This window comes from Vibrio sp. TRT 21S02, from assembly GCF_050113675.1.
In the GTDB taxonomy this organism is placed as follows: Bacteria; Pseudomonadota; Gammaproteobacteria; order Enterobacterales; family Vibrionaceae; genus Vibrio.
In genome coordinates this window covers 62,821-82,114 of record NZ_JBNJOI010000011.1, presented here as the reverse complement: position 1 = coordinate 82,114, position 19,294 = coordinate 62,821, and the positions used below count along the sequence as shown (strand labels likewise).

Sequence of the window (19,294 nt, the reverse complement as noted above, 5' to 3'; positions counted from 1 at the left end):
ACAAAAATGCTCGTCATCTGACGAGCATTTCAATTTGAGCTTAAATAAAGTTAGCCTCGGCCACCTTTAATTGCGTCAATGATTTCTGTCGTAGAACAGCCATCTTCAAAGTTAAGAACTTTTACTTCGCCGCCATTAGCGATGACTTCTTGACCACCAGCAATCTCTTCAGGTTTATAATCACCGCCTTTCACAAGCATGTCAGGCAGGACTTCAGAAATGAGGCGTTGTGGCGTATCTTCTCCAAATGGCACAACCCAATCCACGGCACCCAATCCTGCTAATACCGCCATACGACGATCCGTAGGATTAACCGGACGACCAGGACCTTTCAGGCGCTTCACAGATTCATCAGTGTTAACTGCAACGATCAGTCGATCACCTAGCTCTGCAGCATGGTTTAGGTACGAAACATGACCAGCATGCAAAATGTCAAAGCAGCCATTGGTCATGACTACTTTCTCACCACGTGCTTGTGCTTTTCTAACCGCTTCAATTAGTGCAGTTTCAGTGATAACACCAAAATCGGTATCTTGGCTACCATGAACCGCTTCAGCCAATTCGATAGTCGATACCGTTGACGTACCGAGTTTACCAACAACCACGCCCGCAGCCGCATTAGCCAGAGCACAAGCTTCGTCTAACGGTTTACCGGCAGCTACAGAAGCGGCTAACACAGAGATCACGGTGTCACCGGCGCCCGTCACATCGTAAACTTCTTTTGCTAATGTCGGTAAATGGAAAGGCTCTTCACCGCGGCGAAGCAAAGTCATACCATGTTCACTGCGGGTCACAAGTAGCGCTTCGAAATCAAACTCTTCAATCAGCGCTAAACCCTTTTCTACCAATTCTTGCTCATTTTTGACTTTACCAACGACGAGTTCGAACTCTGCCATATTTGGTGTCAACAATGTTGCACCGCGATAACGCTCAAAATCAGCCCCTTTCGGATCGATAAACACAGGTACGTTGGCTGCACGTGCTTTCTGGATATACTGCTGAACGTGCTCAAGAGCGCCCTTAGCATAATCAGACAGAACAACAGACCTCACAGTTGGCAGTGCTTGCGTCATGCGGTTAAGAATGAGTTCAGCATCAGTATTTTCAAATTTGTCTTCAAAGTCCAAACGGATCAATTGCTGCCCACGGCTCAATACTCGCAATTTGGTAATAGTTGGGTAATTGGGTAGCGATACAAAGTCACATTTAATTTTCAAAGCAGAAAGTGTTTCATTAAGCACTTTCGCAGGTTCATCAATCCCTGTTAAACCAACAATGTGAGCATGTCCACCTAATGAAGCGATATTCATGGCCACGTTTGCAGCTCCACCTGGACGCTCTTCATTGTTCTCTACTTTCACTACAGGGACTGGAGCTTCTGGTGATATACGGCCAGTCGGGCCATACCAGTAACGATCCAGCATTACGTCACCAATAATTAATACGCCTGAATCACTGTAGTCAGGTAGGATTGGTTTCATTGTATGTCTCCAATTTCTATTTCTGGCGAGAGTTTAACACAGCCCTTTTCGTCTCTGTACTCTTGTCTGTGACTAATCCAGCCATTGCTTCCAAACCTTGATGACGAGATCTCGTTCGGTCTGAAGCTTATCTTCCGCCACATCAGCTTCTAAATTGAGTAGATTACGGTGATGTATTTGATCTCGCATGGTTGTATAGGCATGCGTGATCGCCATTGCTTGGTCTTCCTCCATCACATCTTGAGCGATTAAGGACTCAAATATGCGTACGTTGTCTGACCAACGTGTTAGCTTGGGCTTTGTGTGACTGTAATTCAGAACCAAATACTGGGCGAGGAATTCAATGTCGGTGATCCCACCAGGATCTTGTTTCAACATAAAACGCCCTGCTTTTTTTCCACCAAGATGATCGCGCATTTTCTCGCGCATATCGACCACACTCTTTTTCAACTCTTGATGATCACGCTCAAGCGTTAAAATGTTATGACGAGTTTGATGGAAAGCCTCGAACAATGGGGCATCACCGTAGATCATTCTTGCTCTAACTAAAGCTTGATGCTCCCATGTCCATGCATCTTGGCGTTGATACTCATCAAACGCGTCCGTTGGGCTAACCAATAATCCAGATGCACCAGATGGCCTTAACCGCGTGTCGACCTCATACAGAATTCCCGAAGCTGTTCGCGTAGAGAAAATATGGATGATCCGTTGAGCAAGACGTAAATAAAACTGACGGCCGTCAATTTCCTTCTTGCCATTGGTATAAACATTGACGGGGCAATCGTGCATAAACACGATGTCGAGATCGGAGTTATAGCCTAACTCCCAGCCTCCAACTTTTCCGTAGCCAATGACAGCAAACCCATTGCCTTCGCGATCCATTACGTGGGTTGGCTCTCCATATTTTTCTGTCATCTGTTGCCATGCTTGGCCAACAACAGCTTCAACAATAGCTTCCGCAAGATAAGTTAAGTGATCACTCACTTTCATCACAGGTAGAACGCCGGCAATATCAGCGGCAGCAATACGCAAAATGCAGATTTGCTTAAACTGACGCAGCGCTTCCATTTGCTGCTCCATATCATCTTCCGGAATTCGAGCAAGATAATCACGTAACTCGACTCGATACGAATCTAATGGTACAGGGTTATACAGCTGCTGCGGATCAATCAGCTCATCAAGAAGAATAGGATAGCGCCCTAGCTGCTCTGAAATCATCGGGCTTGCAGTACATAGACGTACTAACTGCGTCAGTGCAGCATTGTGCTCATCAAGCAGCTCCAAGTAAGTGGTCCGTGTGACGATACGATGCAATAGATGCAGAACACGTGATAACCCAAACTGCGCATCCTTATGAGCAAAAATGGCCGAGAACACTTTTGGCATCAAACGATTTAATACCTCTCGCCCGCGCGGACCTAAGGTTTTCTTCGCTAAGTCTTGTTTGAACTGAATGATGGTGTCGGCTTTTTGTGTCACAGCTTCTACGCTAAGATCATGCTGTAAAATATGTTCAATCACATCGCGCTTATGTGCCATATCCCATAATTCGTGGAAGTGCTTGGCAACCTCGGTGACTTCCTCTTCATCATCGCCAATCAAATGAGTGAATACCCGATGAACATTGCCCATGTGCGCCTGCACATGCTCAATCAGTTGTGCCCATTCGCTATAACCCATGGCCGTGGCCAGCTGTAATTGCTCCAATTCACTCTCGGGTAAGGTTTGGGTTTGTTTGTCAGCCATCGCTTGCAATAAGTTTTCTAGTCGACGTAAAAACACATAGGCAGCATGCAACTGATCAACTTCTTGGGGGGTTAACTGTTCTAGCTCTTTTATGGCCGATAGTGTTACTAATAAACCACGTTGCCTCAGGCTAGGTTCTCGTCCTCCTCGGATCAATTGGAATACTTGCGCAATAAACTCAACTTCCCGAATGCCACCAGCCCCAAGTTTGATGTTATTACTCAAACCACGACGACGTACTTCACTGCTGATCATTGACTTCATACGGCGCAATGATTCGATGGCGCTGAAATCGATATAACGACGAAATACAAAAGGACGCAGCATCTGACGTAACTCTTGATACTGGCTATACATCTCACGCCCCATAACGCGCGCTTTAATCATGGCGTAACGTTCCCAGTCTCGCCCTTGTTCCTGATAGTAATCCTCTAGAGCGGCATAACTCATGACCAACGGGCCACTTTCTCCAAATGGGCGCAAACGCATGTCAACTCGATAACAGAAACCATCAAAGGTTTGCAGATCCAACGCTTTAATAATACGTTGACCAAGACGAGTAAAAAACTGGGCATTGGCAATGCTACGACGAGCCCCTTGGGTTTCTCCGTTTTCTGGATACGTGAAGATCAGATCAATATCCGAAGAAAAATTGAGCTCTCCACCGCCAAGCTTACCCATACCAATGATCAACATCGGCTGCGCCTCACCTTCCTCGTTACAAGGTGTTCCCCATAACTCACAACATTCTTGATACTGCCATTGGTAGGTTTCGAAGATCATTGCTTCAGCCAGCTCAGACAAATGCTCCAAGCTCTCTTCTAAAGACCAGCTTGCCGTGAAATCTCGCCAAGCAATGTACGTCATTTCTCGATTGCGGAACTGGCGTAAAATGCGGTGTCCTTGCATTTCATCATGACACTCAGCCAGCAGTGCCGATAGTCGACTTCGATACTGCTCACAACGCCTGTTTTCATCCAACATATCTGGCAAATGTTGTTGTAGATGTTCATCTTTAAGCAAGTTTTCAGAGACAAACTTACTTATGCCAACAACGTAATTGAGCTCTGCCAAACGAACGGGTGACCAGCGTTCGACATGCGGTGATTGTGAGAAAGAATCGAGTACAGATTGAGAAATACTAACGAGGCTGGCAGGCAGTTGCATGTATCTTCCTTGTATCAATAAGCCTTTGAAAGGGAATCCCTTAGTTATACCAGAGTTAAGCCAATAAAAAACGCCCACAGTTGAGCTGTGGGCGTTTATTCATACTTAATGGCAGACTAGATTTTGAAAGAGGTGATCTTTTTATCCAACTCTTCGGCGTTCTGCTGCATGATTTCAGAGGTTTCCAATAACTCACTGACTACCGTTACCGAAGCCTCAACTAACTCACGGACATTTGTCAGGTTTTGATTCATCTCACCAGCAACACTACTTTGCTGCCCTGCTGCAGTGGCAATCTGGAAGTTCATGTCATTGATTTGATTCACTTGCCCAACAATGCCATCAAGCTCGTTACCGGCATTGGTCACCAATTCAACGCCTTCCGCCGCTTCCACGACACTTTTTTCCATCAGCTCAACAGCCGTATTCGCGTTCGACTGTAACTGAGTGATCATCTCTTGAATTTCAACGGTTGCTTCTTGAGTGCGCTGAGCTAAGTTACGAACTTCATCCGCTACCACGGCAAAACCGCGGCCCGCTTCACCTGCACGTGCAGCTTCGATTGCAGCGTTCAGCGCAAGTAGATTGGTTTGTTCAGAGATCCCTTGAATAGTACCAATAACGCTGCCTATGGATTCAACGCTATCCTCCACTTGATTCACCGCTTGAGCTGAAGCAGAAATGTCTTGTGATAGCTCAGTAATTTTCGCAACGGTGCCATTGACAAAACTTTGCCCTGTTTGCGCTTGATTCGAGGCACTTTCGGTAAGTGACGAGGCACTTTGCGCGTGATCGGCAACGGTTTGCACGGTTGAGCTCATCTCACTCATCGCTGTAGCTAACTGATCAATTTCATGAAACTCTTCTTGAGCTGATTCCTTTGTTTCCGACATGCTCAATGTCATCACTTCGGTTAAGGTCGCCAGCTCTTGAGAAGAATCCACTTGAAGTTTGATCATCTCTTGTAGCTGAAGGCGTGTTTTCTCAAGCTCGCGCGCGACATCACCATATTCATCTTTGCAGTCCATTCCGATCGGATTAGAAAGATCACGACTGGCCATTTGTTTGATCGAATCATTCAGATATTGGGTTTGGCGCAACATGATGCGCGCAGCAAAAAGAAGGAGCACAACGAAAGCAATGATCAACAGTGCCGTTTGCCAAACAACATTGACCAAGTAAGCCTCATAATGTTGCTGCGCTACCACCTCATCCTGTGTTGCTACCAGCAATGCATTATAAAAAGTACTCGCATCCCAAAGCTGTTTGGCAATGATCAGCACGGTACTGAACACCATCAATATCACCATTTTTGGAACCAGCCGAATATCCGTAATCAACCGCTCCCATGGCTTAAATGCCATCGTTGTCATTGTCAGTTCTCCATTAAGTCTTATATAGTGGACTGTAGCTACCTACTAACCCTCAATTTCTTGGGTTATGATTTATTTCGAGCCTCGTATGAATAAAAATACTACCAAAGTTGAGACCAAGCCGATGAGCTTGCTGTCACTAATCTTGTCTTTTGTGGCACTATTTGTGGTATCTACGTTACTTTTCGCACCATTACAGCCGCAAACGCGACAAGTTCTTATCGGCTTAGACTTTATTATCTGTAGTATTTTTCTCCTACAATTGAGCGTAGATTTGATCCGCTCAACAGATCGCGTGCAATTCCTTAGACGCCATTGGATTGATTTTCTCGCCAGCCTGCCAATGATCGAGCCGCTTCGCTTTGCTCGCCTATTTCATATCCTGCGGGTGATCTTAGTACTCCGCTCCGGTCACTATGTGATTCACCAGCTACTTGATAACCGCCGAGAAACCACACTCGCTTCGATTTTATTGCTTTTAGTTGTACTTCTGACTGTGGGCTCTAGCATGATGTTGATGATCGAGGGCAAAGCGGCAAACGCCAATATTCAAAGTGGTGGTGATGCGTTGTGGTGGGCATTAGTCACGATTTCAACCGTCGGTTATGGTGACCATTATCCGGTGACGAATGGGGGGAAAATCTTAGCTTCCGCTTTGATCATTTGTGGCGTCGGGATCTTCGGTATGATTTCGGGTCTTATCACGTCTTTTATTACCTCTCCAACGCGTCGTCAGGCTCGTCGCTCAGAAAATAAAGAACGTCTGCTGCATGAACTGGTTCAACAGCAACAAGAGATATTACAGAGATTAGAGCGTATTGAGCATAACCAAGAGAGCAATAAAAAAAGCGGGAGCTAAACTCCCGCTTTTATTTCTATTCTTGCCAATATGGCTGAGCTTCGATGCTAATTATGCGCGTTTGCTCCATGGCATGTAAGATTGAAACTTCTTGGCGCGAAATCCAGCGTTCTAATTGCTCACGCTCTTCTCCATTGAGTTTTTCAACCAACCGTTGCAACGGTCTCAACATCAGCAAATCATCAATCCCTTGCATCAAGTCAGCCCAAGGCAGGCGAAAACTCTGCCTTTCTTCTGCATCATACAGGCTAGCAAACCCTACTCCTGTGTACAGATTACGCATCAAACGGTATTGCTGATCGATGTATTCCTGACTGGATAAGATTTTCTCTGGTGGGAAAGCCTCGATCAGTTCTGCCCATGTTCGATCCAGCTGTCTTACTGAAAAATGCTCAATATTTAATGCCATTTTCTGACGTGCCTTGTCGTCTAAAAATGGCTGCCAACCTCTGGTTAAAATCCAGCGACTGAGATCGAGTAGAAGCCCGGTATAACGTGCAGAGTTTAATAAGATAAGTATCTCTTCACGTGTAGGCAACTGCTGTTGAATTTCTGTCAGCTCAGCAACGAGGAACTTACGCGCATCCAGCTTACGCAGTGCATGGCCTTTATCTTCGAGCAAGTCTTCAAGGTAGTCGTACTCTTTTAGCCATTCCAGCTCCTGCTCCAACCATTTCAACTCTTGGCGTAAGATCGCACTCGCACGACGAGGGACGATGCCGCCATAAATAGTTAGCGTTTGGCGAATAAAACTGATGGCATTTTTGATTTCATGCAGCGCTTCAATTGAATCACGCTCTGAGTAAATTTGTTCATGGTAGTGCCAATGAGACAACGCATGCTCAAGTGAGTTAATCAAACAATACTCAACCGTGTCATGCTTGCCCGTATCCACTAAGGGTAACTCTCTGACTTCATCACCCTCGTAACCCAGAGCAAGGCGATAACCTTTCGCCGCTTTACTTTGGTTACCAAGCCTCATTCCTCCGTCTTCACAAAGGAGGCGAGCCAAGGTAAATAACGCATCCGTTTGGCCCGATTTCAGCTCAAGTTCAACTTCACATATAGGGTCACGAAGCTCACCGGCTTCTACTGCACCTTGGTCGAAAGCCACTTCAACCTGACTACCATCGGGCATACCAATGAGCCATTGTTCTCTGGTAAAGTTCGTAGAAAAAAGCGGAACCAACTGAGACTGAAGTGAATTGATATCTCGACCAGATGGCCAGATGTCACCTGGGTGTAATGACAAATCCGGCTCATTGCTGGAATGTTCCGCATTATATTCAGGGCGTTGATGCAATCCCGCAACCACACGTCCAGCAGTTTTTACTGTTTGGACATAAACGTCATCATAACGGCGAATACGTAAGCCAGTATCGTGTTGACGTAACCAATTATCCGGCGTATCGAAGTATGTGTTACCTAACTCGCGACAACTGTGCTGAAGCACTTTCGTTTCCGCGATTTTTTTCAGCAAAGTCTCTGAAAAATCAGGAGAAACAAAAAACTTCAGTTCTATCTCGGTTTCCATAGTTTTACCTTTCAAAGCAGATAGAAACAGGATATTGCCTAATTTCTCACTCGGCAAGAGAGAAATATCGCGCCAATGATGATCTAAAACAGTTTTAATGAGCGATTTAATGCGTTACCATGCGCGCCTTTATAGCCATCGTTCAACATTTCACCACGAATAGTGTATGTTATTTTTAGGTTATATTAATTAGGTTGAATGACCATGCCAGTAAATACAATCATGGGGTTATTTGCAAAGTCCCCTATTAAGCCTTTGCAGCGTCACGTTGTATGTGTGAATGAATGTTGCTCACACCTCATCAACTTCTTTGAAGTCAGTTCAAAGGGTGATTGGGAAAAAGCATCTGAAATTCGTGCTCAAATTTCTCACCTAGAGAAAGAAGCAGACGTACTCAAACGTGAAATCCGCCTTAAGCTTCCTCGCGGTTTGTTTATGCCAGTTGATCGCAGCGACATGCTGGAACTTCTGACACAACAAGACAAACTAGCCAACCTAGCAAAAGACATTGCTGGCCGCGTCTACGGCCGTCAATTAGTCATCCCTGAGCCACTTCAAGAAAACTTTATTGCGTATGTGAAGCGTTGTCTTGACGCAGCCAATCAAGCGCAAAAAGTCATCAATGAGCTCGACGAGTTATTGGAAACTGGATTTAAAGGTCGTGAGGTAACACTCGTGGCTGAAATGATCCATCAACTGGATGTAATCGAAGATGACACCGATGCGATGCAGATCGAACTTCGCCAACAATTAATGGCGATCGAAAACGATATGAATCCTATCGATGTAATGTTCCTTTATAAAATTTTAGAATGGGTAGGTGGCATTGCTGATCAAGCGCAACGTGTAGGCGCGCGTCTTGAGCTAATGTTGTCTCGCTCATAAATAATAAGTTAACCAAATAACGAAGAGCATTTTTTAGCACTCCCCCGAATAGGCGATAAATACTGACGCGCCGAAGGGGTTTTGTCGTGCCTAATTTGCTCCGCTTGTTATCAACAACTAGGTATTACGATGGATATCCTTGCGAACTACGGCACTGTCCTGATCATTGTTGCAGCATTTTTTGGCTTCCTAATGGCTATCGGTATTGGCGCGAATGACGTTGCCAATGCGATGGGCACATCAGTAGGTTCTAAAGCGCTAACCGTAAAACAAGCCATCATCATTGCGATGATTTTTGAATTTGCGGGTGCATACTTGGCAGGTGGTGAAGTAACCGACACTATCCGTAAAGGTGTAATCGAAACATCTCTGTTTGCTAGCCAACCAGACATTCTTGTCTACGGTATGATGTCAGCATTGCTGGCGGCTGGTACTTGGCTACTGCTTGCTTCATACATGGGCTGGCCAGTATCTACAACTCACTCAATCATCGGTGCAATCATCGGTTTTGCGTGTGTGTCTGTAGGTACAGAAGCGGTCGATTGGGGCTCAGTACAAGGTATTGTAGGGAGTTGGATTGTTACACCGGTTATCTCTGGTTTCTTTGCATACGTTATCTTTGTTAGTGCACAGCGCCTGATCTTTGATACAGAAAAACCACTTATCAACGCAAAACGCTTTGTGCCTGTGTACATGTTCATCACTACCATGGTGATTGCACTGGTTACAATTAAGAAAGGCTTGAAACACGTTGGGCTTCACTTGAGTGGCTCCGAAGCGTGGATGTGGGCGGCGATTGTATCGGGTATTGTGATGGTTGGTGGTTACTTATACATCCAGAAGAAATTCGCTAGCCGTGAAGAAGACCATGGTTTTGCTGGCGTAGAAAGCATCTTCAGCGTATTGATGGTTATCACTGCATGTGCAATGGCATTTGCGCACGGTTCAAACGATGTAGCAAACGCGATTGGTCCTCTTTCGGCAGTTGTATCGACTGTAGAACATATGGGTGAGATCACAGCGAAAAGCACCATTGCATGGTGGATTCTACCACTCGGTGGTTTTGGTATCGTGGTTGGTCTTGCAACCCTAGGTCATAAAGTTATGGCGACGGTAGGTACAGGTATCACTGAACTGACTCCTAGTCGTGGTTTTGCAGCGCAGCTAGCAACAGCATCAACAGTGGTATTGGCTTCAGGCACTGGCCTGCCAATCTCAACCACACAAACTCTCGTTGGTGCGGTTCTTGGTGTAGGTTTTGCGCGTGGTATTGCCGCACTTAACCTAGGTGTTGTACGTAACATCGTTGCTTCTTGGATTGTCACACTGCCAGCGGGTGCGCTGCTAGCCGTCGTATTCTTTTACGCAATTCAAGCTTCTTTCGCTTAAGTTATTCAGTCAATAATCTGTAAGCGAACTGTCATTATTGACTCAAATGCACAGAAAGGGAGGCTTTGCCTCCCTTCTTTGTTGCACAGACGTCTGAAACTTCTTACTATTTGCTTCACGCATTAGCATTCAAATTACTCAAAGATTGTTAAAGGATTTATCGTGAAAAAACTGTTATGCATGGTTTTAGTTTCAATGTTGGCTGCCCCTGCCGCATTGGCGCAAAATCGCTATATTGCAGATCAACTCTTTACCTACATGCACACTGGCCCAAGTAACCAATATCGTATTGTTGGCAGCATCAATGCTGGTGAAAAGGTTCAGCTTGTCTCTTCAAATAAAGAAACAGGTTACAGCCAAGTTATTGATGGAAAAGGTCGTAAAGGTTGGGTTGAAAGCCGCTTTATTACACGCCAAGAAAGTATGGCACTTCGCCTGCCGCGCCTAGAAAAAGAATTGGCAGAAGTGAAAGGAAAACTGGCGAATGCACAATCCAATGCTGATAACGAAAAAGCAGGATTGGTTGACTCTCTAGATATTCGTAATAAGCAAATCTCTGAGCTTGAACAGAATTACAGTGATATCAGCAAACAGTTAACGGCATCACAAGAAGAAGTTCGTAACTTACGCGCGAAGCTTGATACGCAAAAAGATGATCTACTACTGAAATACTTTATGTATGGCGGCGGCGTTGCTGGTGGCGGCTTGCTATTTGGCTTACTTTTGCCACATATCATTCCACGTAGAAAACGCTCTCCATCAGGCTGGGCTTAAAAAGAAAAAGGTCACGTTCATCGTGACCTTTTTCTTTTTTATCCTTTCCAATCATATAGGGCTGGCACACGAAGTCGCTGCTCTCCAAGCTGAATAACACATGATTGCTGCTCGATCGCCACTAACTGAATGTCTCCGATCCAATCACCCTGACTGTACTCAGTACCATTAATTTTAACCCAACGTTTTTTCTCATTGCTTGAGTAAACATGGGTCTGAAAATTTAACGCTGGCAGCTTTCCATGCCATTTATCCGCCTGCTGAGCTAATTCAATAATGGAATCTTGACGTCGTGTCGCCGACGAGGAGCGTGACGTGTTAGTGTCTCCCAGCGCATTTTCAACTCGCAATGCAAGCTCTGGAGGCAGTGCACTTAAATCTAACCCAGCTAAAGCATTGTCTCCCTTCACTTCGATTGGCGCAGCTGCTTCTTCGACATGAGCAGGTGTAACTTGAGTCAATACCTCTTCCGCTCGTTGCGGGCTTAGCTCAACACGTGGCATCGGTTGATAATGATTCAATGCTAAACGACCAAACTCTGGGTAATCTTGAACGCTATATGACGCTTCCACTTCAACCGTAACTGGCTTTGGTTGGCTATGCTCTTGCCATTGCGCCAATTTACTTTGATAGATTTGATAAACACTAACTCCAGTCGCTATAGCCACTGGTACTAGCAGACAAGCAAGATAAATTACTGGCGACGTTTTTGTCGCCGCAGTTTCACTTTGCGCCAAGGGAGTACGTGATACAAAAGAGGTTCGGCTATGCTGCTGTTCTGAAGACTCTAACGCTTGTAATACTCGACTCATGAGCGTGACTCCTCTTCAAGGCTTAATGATGGTGCATTTTGTTGTGTCATCAGCTCAAGCTTCTCCAAAGTGCGTTTTCCAGCGATACCATCGGTTTCTAAGCCTTGCCATTTCTGAAATAACTCAACTTTACGCTTCAACCCAATACCAAATTCATCCGTCTCCGTTTCCGACTCACCTAGCAATTGCGATAAACGCTGATCGAGTAACCGAACTGACTCACCTTTCATGCCACTTTTTAACATCTGATCCCAGCTTCTTTGCCAAATGAAATGGTATTCACCATTCCATATCTTTCTGAGCCAGCGACTCTCCAACTCAACCCGTTGTCCATCTGCAAGAAGCTGCATTTTATCACCATCAAACTTGTATAAAACGGCATAACTTCGGTTGTTATCAACACTCAATGTTAATACAACGGGCAAGCCTAAATTCTGAATATCTTGGATGGCACCATGACGAGCCTCACAGCGAAATAAGCTACTTTCACTCTCACTACAGGTACTGTCAAATGGAGAGGCTTGATATCCCCACACCTTATAAAGTTCACGAATTTCCGCATCTAACACACCTGAACGCGCTAAAAGGACATTAACAACATCAGGAAACACTTCTTTGCGATGCTCTACCGATTCCACTTGTGGGTACTTACTGGCTAACTGGGCATCAATGTACGGCTCTGCAATCGCAGGTGCCATAACATAGGCTCCCCAAGCAAGTCCCAAACCAATTAATAACGATACAGGTAATGCTAGATTGACTGTTGGAAAACGAACGTTTTGTCTAGTAGCAGGTTGGTATACCGCCCCTTGAAATGACATCACCTCTGAACAAGCATATTGAACCGTTGCGTAGGAAGGTTTCTTCTCCCCATTTTGGTATGCGCCACGTAATGCCGCATCGCATGCTAAATTGATTAAACGTGGAATACCGTGTGTATGCGCAGCAATACATTTTAAACTTTTAGCATCAAACAGATGAACATCGCCACCCGCCGTATCAAGACGAAATTGAATATACTTCGCCGATTCTTCTAGTGTTAGCGGTAACAAGTGATATCGGCCTGTAATACGCTGTGCGAGCTGACGTAGCTGCGGCATCTGCAATTTTTGTTGCAGCTCAGGCTGACCAATCAACAACACCTTTAATAGTTTGCGGCTGTCAGTTTCTAAATTGGTCAGTAAACGAAGTTGCTCTAGAACGTCAGCCGCAAGGTGCTGAGCTTCATCAATGACTAAGAGTGTCTGCATTCCGTTGGCATGGTTAGCCAACAGAAATTGATAGATGGCTTGGCTCAGCTGTTTTAAGGTCGCTGATTCAACGTATTCGATCTCAAATTCATCACAGATCGCTTGCAGCAATTCTAGCGAGGAAAACGTTGGATTAAGAATGAAGCCCGCTTGTGTCTGAGCATCCAGTGACTTCAACATCGCCCGGGCAACCGTCGTTTTGCCAGTGCCTACTTCACCAGACAGCATGGCAAAACCACCACCTTCACCTAAGCCGCTATTTAAATGGTTAATAGCTTCTTGGTGTCTTTGGCTTAAATACAAATAGCGAGAGCTAGGAACAATCGAAAAAGGTTGTTCCACAAAGCCAAAAAATTCCTTATACATACTCTCGTCTCTATAATTTTATTATCAGGAAAAGTACCATTGGCTTAAGACAACGCCAATGGCGAATAATTCGTTTCGAGGTAGAAAGGTGCAAGTATACCTAGTTGGTGGCGCAGTGCGCGACCTGTTACTTAATATTGCTGTCTATGACAAAGATTGGGTGGTGGTTGGCAGCTCACCAAAGCAGATGTTGGAAGCTGGCTTTACACCTGTGGGTAAAGATTTTCCAGTATTCCTCCACCCAACAACCAAAGAAGAGCACGCGCTAGCTCGAACAGAACGCAAGACCGGCTCGGGCTATACGGGGTTTGAGTGCCACTTTGCTGCCGATGTCACCCTAGAAGAAGACTTGCTGCGACGGGATTTAACCATCAATGCCATAGCTCAAGATAAAAATGGTGACTTAATTGACCCATATGGTGGTAAAGCCGATCTCCAGAATCGTATCTTACGCCATGTTTCTGATGCTTTCACTGAAGACCCACTCCGAGTACTACGCGTAGCTCGCTTCGCAGCAAAGCTCTCTCATTTGGGCTTTACTATCGCTCCAGAAACAATAGCGCTAATGAAGCAAATCGCACAAAGTGGTGAACTCCAATTTCTTACCCCTGAGCGTGTGTGGCAAGAGTGGTATAAATCGCTTTCGACTCAGGATCCGCAAGTGTTTTTGTCTGTACTGAGAGAATGCGGGGCGCTAAAAATTGTATTGCCTGAGCTCGATCGTTTATTTAGTGTGCCTCAACCAGAGCAATGGCACCCTGAGATTGATACTGGAGTCCACACATTAATGGTGGCAAAGCAAGCGGCACAACTCTCAACCTCGCTTCCTGTCCGATTTGCTTCGCAAGTACACGATTTAGGCAAAGGGGTCACACCGGAAAATGAATGGCCAAGCCATAAGCGCCATTGCTACACGGGCATCAAACTTATTCAAGAATTATGTCAGCGAGTCAAAGTTCCTAACGAGTTTCGCGATCTCGCTTTAATGGTTTGTGAACAGCACTCAAACATACATCGTGCAGCGGAACTAAAGCCAGCCACAAAGTTGAAAGTTCTCAACTCATTCGATGTCTGGCGCAAACCAGACCGGCTCGAAAATATCTTACTCTGCTGTCAGGCTGATCACGCCGGAAGACTTGGTTGTGAATCCAATCCATATCCGCAAAAAGAAATTTTTAAACAATCTTACCAAGCGGCATTGAGCGTTGAAGTCAAAGATATCATCAAAGATGGATTTAAAGGTGCAGCAATTCGTGAAGAGATGGAAAAACGTAGGATTCAAGCGATAAAGAACCTAACTCAATAACGTCCCTCCTCTTAAGCCGTTGCTCTTGTTTCTTTAGGCATAAAAAAACGCCCCACCAAAGTGGGGCGTTTTCAGAAAGCTATATAGCTAAACTCATTCAGTTAAGAATTAAGCTTGACCTTTAACTTCTTTAAGACCGTTGAAAGGAGCGCGCTCACCTAGAGCTTCCTCGATACGGATAAGTTGGTTGTACTTAGCAACACGGTCAGAACGGCTCATAGAACCAGTCTTGATTTGACCTGCAGCTGTACCTACCGCTAGATCAGCGATAGTTGCATCTTCAGTTTCGCCAGAACGGTGAGAGATTACAGCTGTGTAACCTGCGTCTTTAGCCATCTTGATTGCAGCTAGAGTCTCAGTTAGAGAACCGATTTGGTTGAACTTGATAAGGATAGAGTTAGCTACGCCTTTCTCGATACCTTCAGCAAGGATCTTAGTGTTAGTAACGAATAGATCGTCACCTACTAGTTGAAGCTTGTCACCTAGTAGTTCAGTTTGGTGCTTGAAGCCATCCCAATCAGACTCGTCTAGACCGTCTTCGATAGAAACGATTGGGAATTGGTTAGCTAGCTCAGCTAGGTAGTGGTTGAACTCTTCAGAAGAGAAAGTTTTACCTTCGCCTTTCATGTTGTAGATGCCAGCTTCTTTGTCGAAGAACTCAGATGCTGCACAGTCCATAGCTAGAGTAACGTCTTTACCTAGTTCGTAACCAGCAGCTGCAACAGCTTCTGCGATAACTTCTAGAGCTTCAGCGTTAGATTTAAGGTTAGGAGCGAAACCACCTTCGTCACCAACTGCAGTGCTGTAGCCTTTAGACTTAAGAACTTTAGCTAGGTTGTGGAATACTTCTGCACCGATACGTAGACCTTCTTTAAGAGTCTTAGCACCAACTGGTTGGATCATGAACTCTTGGATGTCAACGTTGTTGTCTGCGTGCTCACCACCGTTGATGATGTTCATCATTGGTAGAGGCATAGAGAACTGACCAGCTGTACCGTTTAGCTCAGCAATGTGCTCGTATAGAGGCATGCCTTTAGCTGCTGCTGCAGCTTTAGCGTTTGCTAGAGAAACAGCTAGGATAGCGTTCGCACCAAAGTTAGATTTGTTTTCAGTACCGTCTAGGTCAATCATTACTGCGTCGATTGCAGCTTGGTCTTTAGCGTCTTTACCAACTAGAGCTTCAGCGATTGCGCCGTTTACAGCTTCAACAGCTTTAAGAACACCTTTACCTAGGAAACGTGCTTTGTCACCGTCACGTAGCTCAAGAGCTTCGCGAGAACCAGTAGATGCGCCAGATGGAGCTGCCGCCATACCTACGAAACCGCCTTCTAGGTGTACTTCAGCTTCTACAGTTGGGTTACCACGTGAGTCGATGATTTCACGACCTAGAACTTTAACGATCTTAGACATTAATGTTTCCTCTCGTTCAAATATAAATGTCAATTTTAAAGGGCAGCAGCACAACCTTCGCCGCTGCCCGTATCCTTTTACTTCTCGAATTCGCCGCGAGCATTTTGACCCGCTGCTTTAACGAAACCTGCGAATAGTGGGTGACCATCGCGAGGCGTCGAGGTGAATTCTGGGTGGAACTGAGCCGCTACAAACCATGGGTGAGCTGGGTTCTCAATCATTTCCACTAGTTTCTTATCTGCAGATAAACCTGATACTTTCAGACCTGCTTTTTCAATTTTCGGACGAAGTACATTGTTTACTTCGTAACGGTGACGGTGACGTTCATGAACTGTCGCGCTACCGTATAGTTCACGAGCTTTAGTACCTTTCTCTAGGTGACATAGCTGTGAACCAAGACGCATCGTACCACCTAGGTCAGACGTTTCAGTACGTTCTTCAACTTTACCTTCGCCGTCTACCCATTCCGTGATCAAACCTACCACAGGGTACTTAGTCTCTTTGTTAAATTCTGTTGAATGTGCACCTTCCATACCCGCTACGTTACGCGCGTATTCGATCAGTGCTACTTGCATGCCTAGACAGATACCTAGATAAGGTACTTTGTTTTCACGAGCGTATTGTGCAGCGCGAATCTTACCTTCGATACCACGGTCACCGAAGCCGCCAGGTACTAGGATTGCGTCCAGACCTTCAAGTACTTCTACGCCTTTCGTCTCAACATCTTGAGAGTCTACGTATTTAATTGTGACGTTTAGACGGTTTTTCAAGCCTGCATGTTTAAGTGCTTCGTTTACTGACTTGTAAGCATCTGGTAGTTCGATGTATTTACCGACCATACCGATAGTTACTTCGCCAGTTGGGTTCGCTTCTTCGTAGATAACCTGTTCCCATTCAGACAGATCAGCTTCTGGTGCATTGATACCAAAGCGAGCACAAACTAGGTCATCTAGACCTTGAGACTTAACAAGTTGAGGGATCTTGTAGATTGAATCTACATCCTTCATTGAGATTACCGCTTTCTCAGGAACGTTACAGAATAGCGCAATTTTCTTACGCTCGTTCGCTGGGATCATACGATCAGAGCGGCAAACAAGAATATCTGGTTGGATACCGATAGATAGCAGCTCTTTAACAGAGTGCTGAGTTGGCTTAGTTTTCACTTCACCTGCTGCGGCTAGGTAAGGAACTAGCGTTAGGTGCATGAACATTGCGCGTTCACGACCTAGTTCTACTGCAAGCTGACGAATCGCTTCCATAAATGGTAGAGATTCGATATCACCTACCGTACCACCGACTTCAACGATAGCGACATCATGGCCTTCAGAACCTGCAATTACGCGATCTTTGATAGCGTTGGTGATGTGAGGGATAACCTGAATGGTTGCGCCTAGGTAATCGCCACGACGCTCTTTACGTAGAACGTCTGCATAAACACGACCTGCAGTGAAGTTGTTACGCTTAGTCATCTTGGTGCGAATGAAACGCTCGTAGTGACCAAGGTCAAGGTCAGTCTCTGCGCCATCTTCCGTAACGAACACTTCACCGTGTTGAGTTGGGCTCATTGTGCCTGGATCAACGTTGATGTAAGGGTCAAGCTTCATCATGGTCACTTTAAGACCACGAGCTTCTAGAATAGCTGCAAGAGATGCTGCTGCAATACCTTTACCTAGAGAGGATACAACCCCGCCAGTAACAAAAATGTAATTTGTCGTCATGTTTAACCTGAAATTGGTTGAATGAGGGAAATAGATTTCTTCTGGACGGGATGTGAATATACCAGAAGCACCTAACCGCCACAACGTGAAATCTATCACACTGCAATTTTTTATTTTTTGCTTCAAATCAAACTGCGTTAAAGCATTGTTCCATTCGAAAAAACGGTTTGAGTCAATACTGTCTCAAACTCATTCACACCAGTTATCCTTTACCACTTACCGCTTTTCTTGCCTCTTTACTTCATCCCACATCGCGTCCAGTTCTGATAAGTTATAATCTGTCAGCTGCTTTTGTTGCTCAGCAACGATAGACTCAACTTGCTTAAACCGACGTGAGAATTTTAGGTTTGCCTTACTCAACGCAACTTCCGGATCTTTCCCTAAGTGACGAGACAAATTAACCGTCGCAAACAATAAATCCCCGACTTCCGATTCCACTCGTTCTTCATCAAGTTCAACTTGTAGAGCTTCATCCATTACTTCTTCTATCTCTTCCTGAACCTTCGCAACAACGGGTCCGATAGAATCCCAATCAAAACCAAATTTGGCGCATTGTTTCTGAATTTTTGTAGCACGTGAAAGCGCCGGAAGAGAATTTGGTATTGAGTCTAGAATACTTTGCTGTTCTTTTCCTGCTTGAGCTTTCTCTTTTTCCTTTTCTTTTTCCCAATTCGCCGTTATTTGCTCTTCATTCTCAAACTTGGTATCTGAAAATACATGGGGATGGCGTCGAGTCAGCTTTTCATTAACTGTTTCAACAACTTCAGAAAAATCAAACAGCCCTTGTTCTTTCGCCAGCTGACTATAGAAGATCACCTGAAATAGCAAATCACCAAGCTCTTCTTTTAAGTTTGGCCAGTCCCTGTTTTGGATGGCATCCACCACTTCATAGGTTTCCTCAATAGTATGCGGAACAATGGTGTCAAACGTCTGCTTTTGGTCCCAAGGGCAGCCGCTTTCTGGATCTCGCAGCTTCGCCATGATTTGTTCTAACTGTTCAATTGGATGACTCATAATCTTATGTTCCTTTAAACCTTCTATTTAAAGAAAAAAGGTGAGCAGCATAACCACTCACCTTTAATTTATTCTCTGACCGTTTTTAACAAAGTAGTTGGTTCTTCTAACAAGACAACAAACTTACGAGGCTCCTGAGCATAGCTTGCCTATGTGATGGAGCGAGTATAGTGCAGTTAACGCAGTTAGAGAGCCAAATACGACGTAAAA

Annotated in this window: 14 protein-coding genes; 5 read left to right on the top strand and 9 right to left on the bottom strand. The window is 45.1% G+C overall.

What is annotated here, in order from left to right:
- Nucleotides 1-50: 50 nt before the first annotated feature.
- From hldE to ACQEXU_RS14965, 3 genes are all read right to left on the bottom strand, one after another.
- Nucleotides 51-1,481 carry a bifunctional D-glycero-beta-D-manno-heptose-7-phosphate kinase/D-glycero-beta-D-manno-heptose 1-phosphate adenylyltransferase HldE gene (hldE, locus tag ACQEXU_RS14975; protein ID WP_427011433.1) on the bottom strand — a complete coding sequence of 477 codons (1,431 nt, stop codon included), beginning with the start codon at nt 1,479-1,481 and terminating at the stop codon, nt 51-53.
- Nucleotides 1,482-1,553: 72 nt separating this feature from the next.
- Nucleotides 1,554-4,394 (bottom strand): bifunctional [glutamate--ammonia ligase]-adenylyl-L-tyrosine phosphorylase/[glutamate--ammonia-ligase] adenylyltransferase, encoded by a 2,841-nt coding sequence (gene glnE / locus ACQEXU_RS14970; RefSeq protein WP_427011432.1) that lies wholly within the window; start codon nt 4,392-4,394, stop codon nt 1,554-1,556.
- 116 nt (nt 4,395-4,510) lie between these two features.
- Complete coding sequence (locus ACQEXU_RS14965; protein ID WP_427011431.1) at nt 4,511-5,767, bottom strand: methyl-accepting chemotaxis protein; 1,257 nt, start codon at nt 5,765-5,767, stop codon at nt 4,511-4,513.
- A gap of 88 nt (nt 5,768-5,855) precedes the next feature.
- Here ACQEXU_RS14965 and ACQEXU_RS14960 point away from each other — a divergent pair, with 88 nt between their 5' ends.
- Nucleotides 5,856-6,626: a potassium channel family protein gene (locus ACQEXU_RS14960; RefSeq protein WP_427011430.1), complete on the top strand. Its 771-nt coding sequence runs from the start codon at nt 5,856-5,858 to the stop codon at nt 6,624-6,626.
- Nucleotides 6,627-6,642: 16 nt separating this feature from the next.
- Here ACQEXU_RS14960 and ACQEXU_RS14955 read toward each other — a convergent pair whose 3' ends face one another.
- Complete coding sequence (locus ACQEXU_RS14955) at nt 6,643-8,160, bottom strand: CYTH domain-containing protein (RefSeq protein ID WP_427011429.1); 1,518 nt, start codon at nt 8,158-8,160, stop codon at nt 6,643-6,645.
- A 204-nt stretch (nt 8,161-8,364) separates the two neighbouring features.
- Between ACQEXU_RS14955 and ACQEXU_RS14950 the strand changes: the two genes are divergently transcribed.
- The 3 genes from ACQEXU_RS14950 (at nt 8,365) to ACQEXU_RS14940 (ending at nt 11,208) form a co-directional block, all read left to right on the top strand.
- A complete protein-coding gene (locus tag ACQEXU_RS14950) occupies nt 8,365-9,045 on the top strand; it encodes a TIGR00153 family protein (RefSeq protein WP_367988205.1) in 681 nt (226 codons plus the stop codon).
- A 129-nt stretch (nt 9,046-9,174) separates the two neighbouring features.
- Nucleotides 9,175-10,434, top strand: a complete 1,260-nt coding sequence (locus ACQEXU_RS14945) for an inorganic phosphate transporter (protein ID WP_427011428.1) — start codon at nt 9,175-9,177, stop codon at nt 10,432-10,434.
- Between the two features lie 162 nt (nt 10,435-10,596).
- Nucleotides 10,597-11,208 carry a TIGR04211 family SH3 domain-containing protein gene (locus ACQEXU_RS14940; protein WP_367988203.1) on the top strand — a complete coding sequence of 204 codons (612 nt, stop codon included), beginning with the start codon at nt 10,597-10,599 and terminating at the stop codon, nt 11,206-11,208.
- Between the two features lie 38 nt (nt 11,209-11,246).
- Here the strand turns inward: ACQEXU_RS14940 and ACQEXU_RS14935 are convergent, their stop codons facing one another.
- Both ACQEXU_RS14935 and ACQEXU_RS14930 read right to left on the bottom strand, forming a co-directional pair.
- Nucleotides 11,247-12,020, bottom strand: coding sequence for a general secretion pathway protein GspB (locus tag ACQEXU_RS14935; RefSeq protein WP_427011427.1), 774 nt, complete (start codon nt 12,018-12,020; stop codon nt 11,247-11,249).
- Nucleotides 12,017-13,636, bottom strand: coding sequence for an ExeA family protein (locus ACQEXU_RS14930; RefSeq protein WP_427011426.1), 1,620 nt, complete (start codon nt 13,634-13,636; stop codon nt 12,017-12,019). The genes ACQEXU_RS14935 and ACQEXU_RS14930 overlap by 4 nt, the downstream gene beginning before the upstream one ends.
- 58 nt (nt 13,637-13,694) lie before the next feature.
- Here ACQEXU_RS14930 and ACQEXU_RS14925 point away from each other — a divergent pair, with 58 nt between their 5' ends.
- The gene (locus ACQEXU_RS14925) at nt 13,695-14,942 is read left to right on the top strand and encodes a multifunctional CCA addition/repair protein (protein WP_427011425.1); all 1,248 of its coding nucleotides are present in this window, start codon (nt 13,695-13,697) and stop codon (nt 14,940-14,942) included.
- A 108-nt stretch (nt 14,943-15,050) separates the two neighbouring features.
- On the opposite strand, the gene eno is transcribed toward ACQEXU_RS14925, so the two are convergent.
- The 3 genes from eno to mazG form a co-directional block, all read right to left on the bottom strand.
- A complete protein-coding gene (eno, locus tag ACQEXU_RS14920) occupies nt 15,051-16,352 on the bottom strand; it encodes a phosphopyruvate hydratase (RefSeq protein ID WP_367988199.1) in 1,302 nt (433 codons plus the stop codon).
- Nucleotides 16,353-16,429: 77 nt separating this feature from the next.
- On the bottom strand, nt 16,430-18,070 hold the full coding sequence (locus ACQEXU_RS14915) for a CTP synthase (protein WP_367988198.1): 1,641 nt from the start codon (nt 18,068-18,070) through the stop codon (nt 16,430-16,432).
- Nucleotides 18,071-18,286: 216 nt separating this feature from the next.
- Nucleotides 18,287-19,084: a nucleoside triphosphate pyrophosphohydrolase gene (gene mazG / locus ACQEXU_RS14910; protein ID WP_427011424.1), complete on the bottom strand. Its 798-nt coding sequence runs from the start codon at nt 19,082-19,084 to the stop codon at nt 18,287-18,289.
- Nucleotides 19,085-19,294 lie beyond the last annotated feature (210 nt).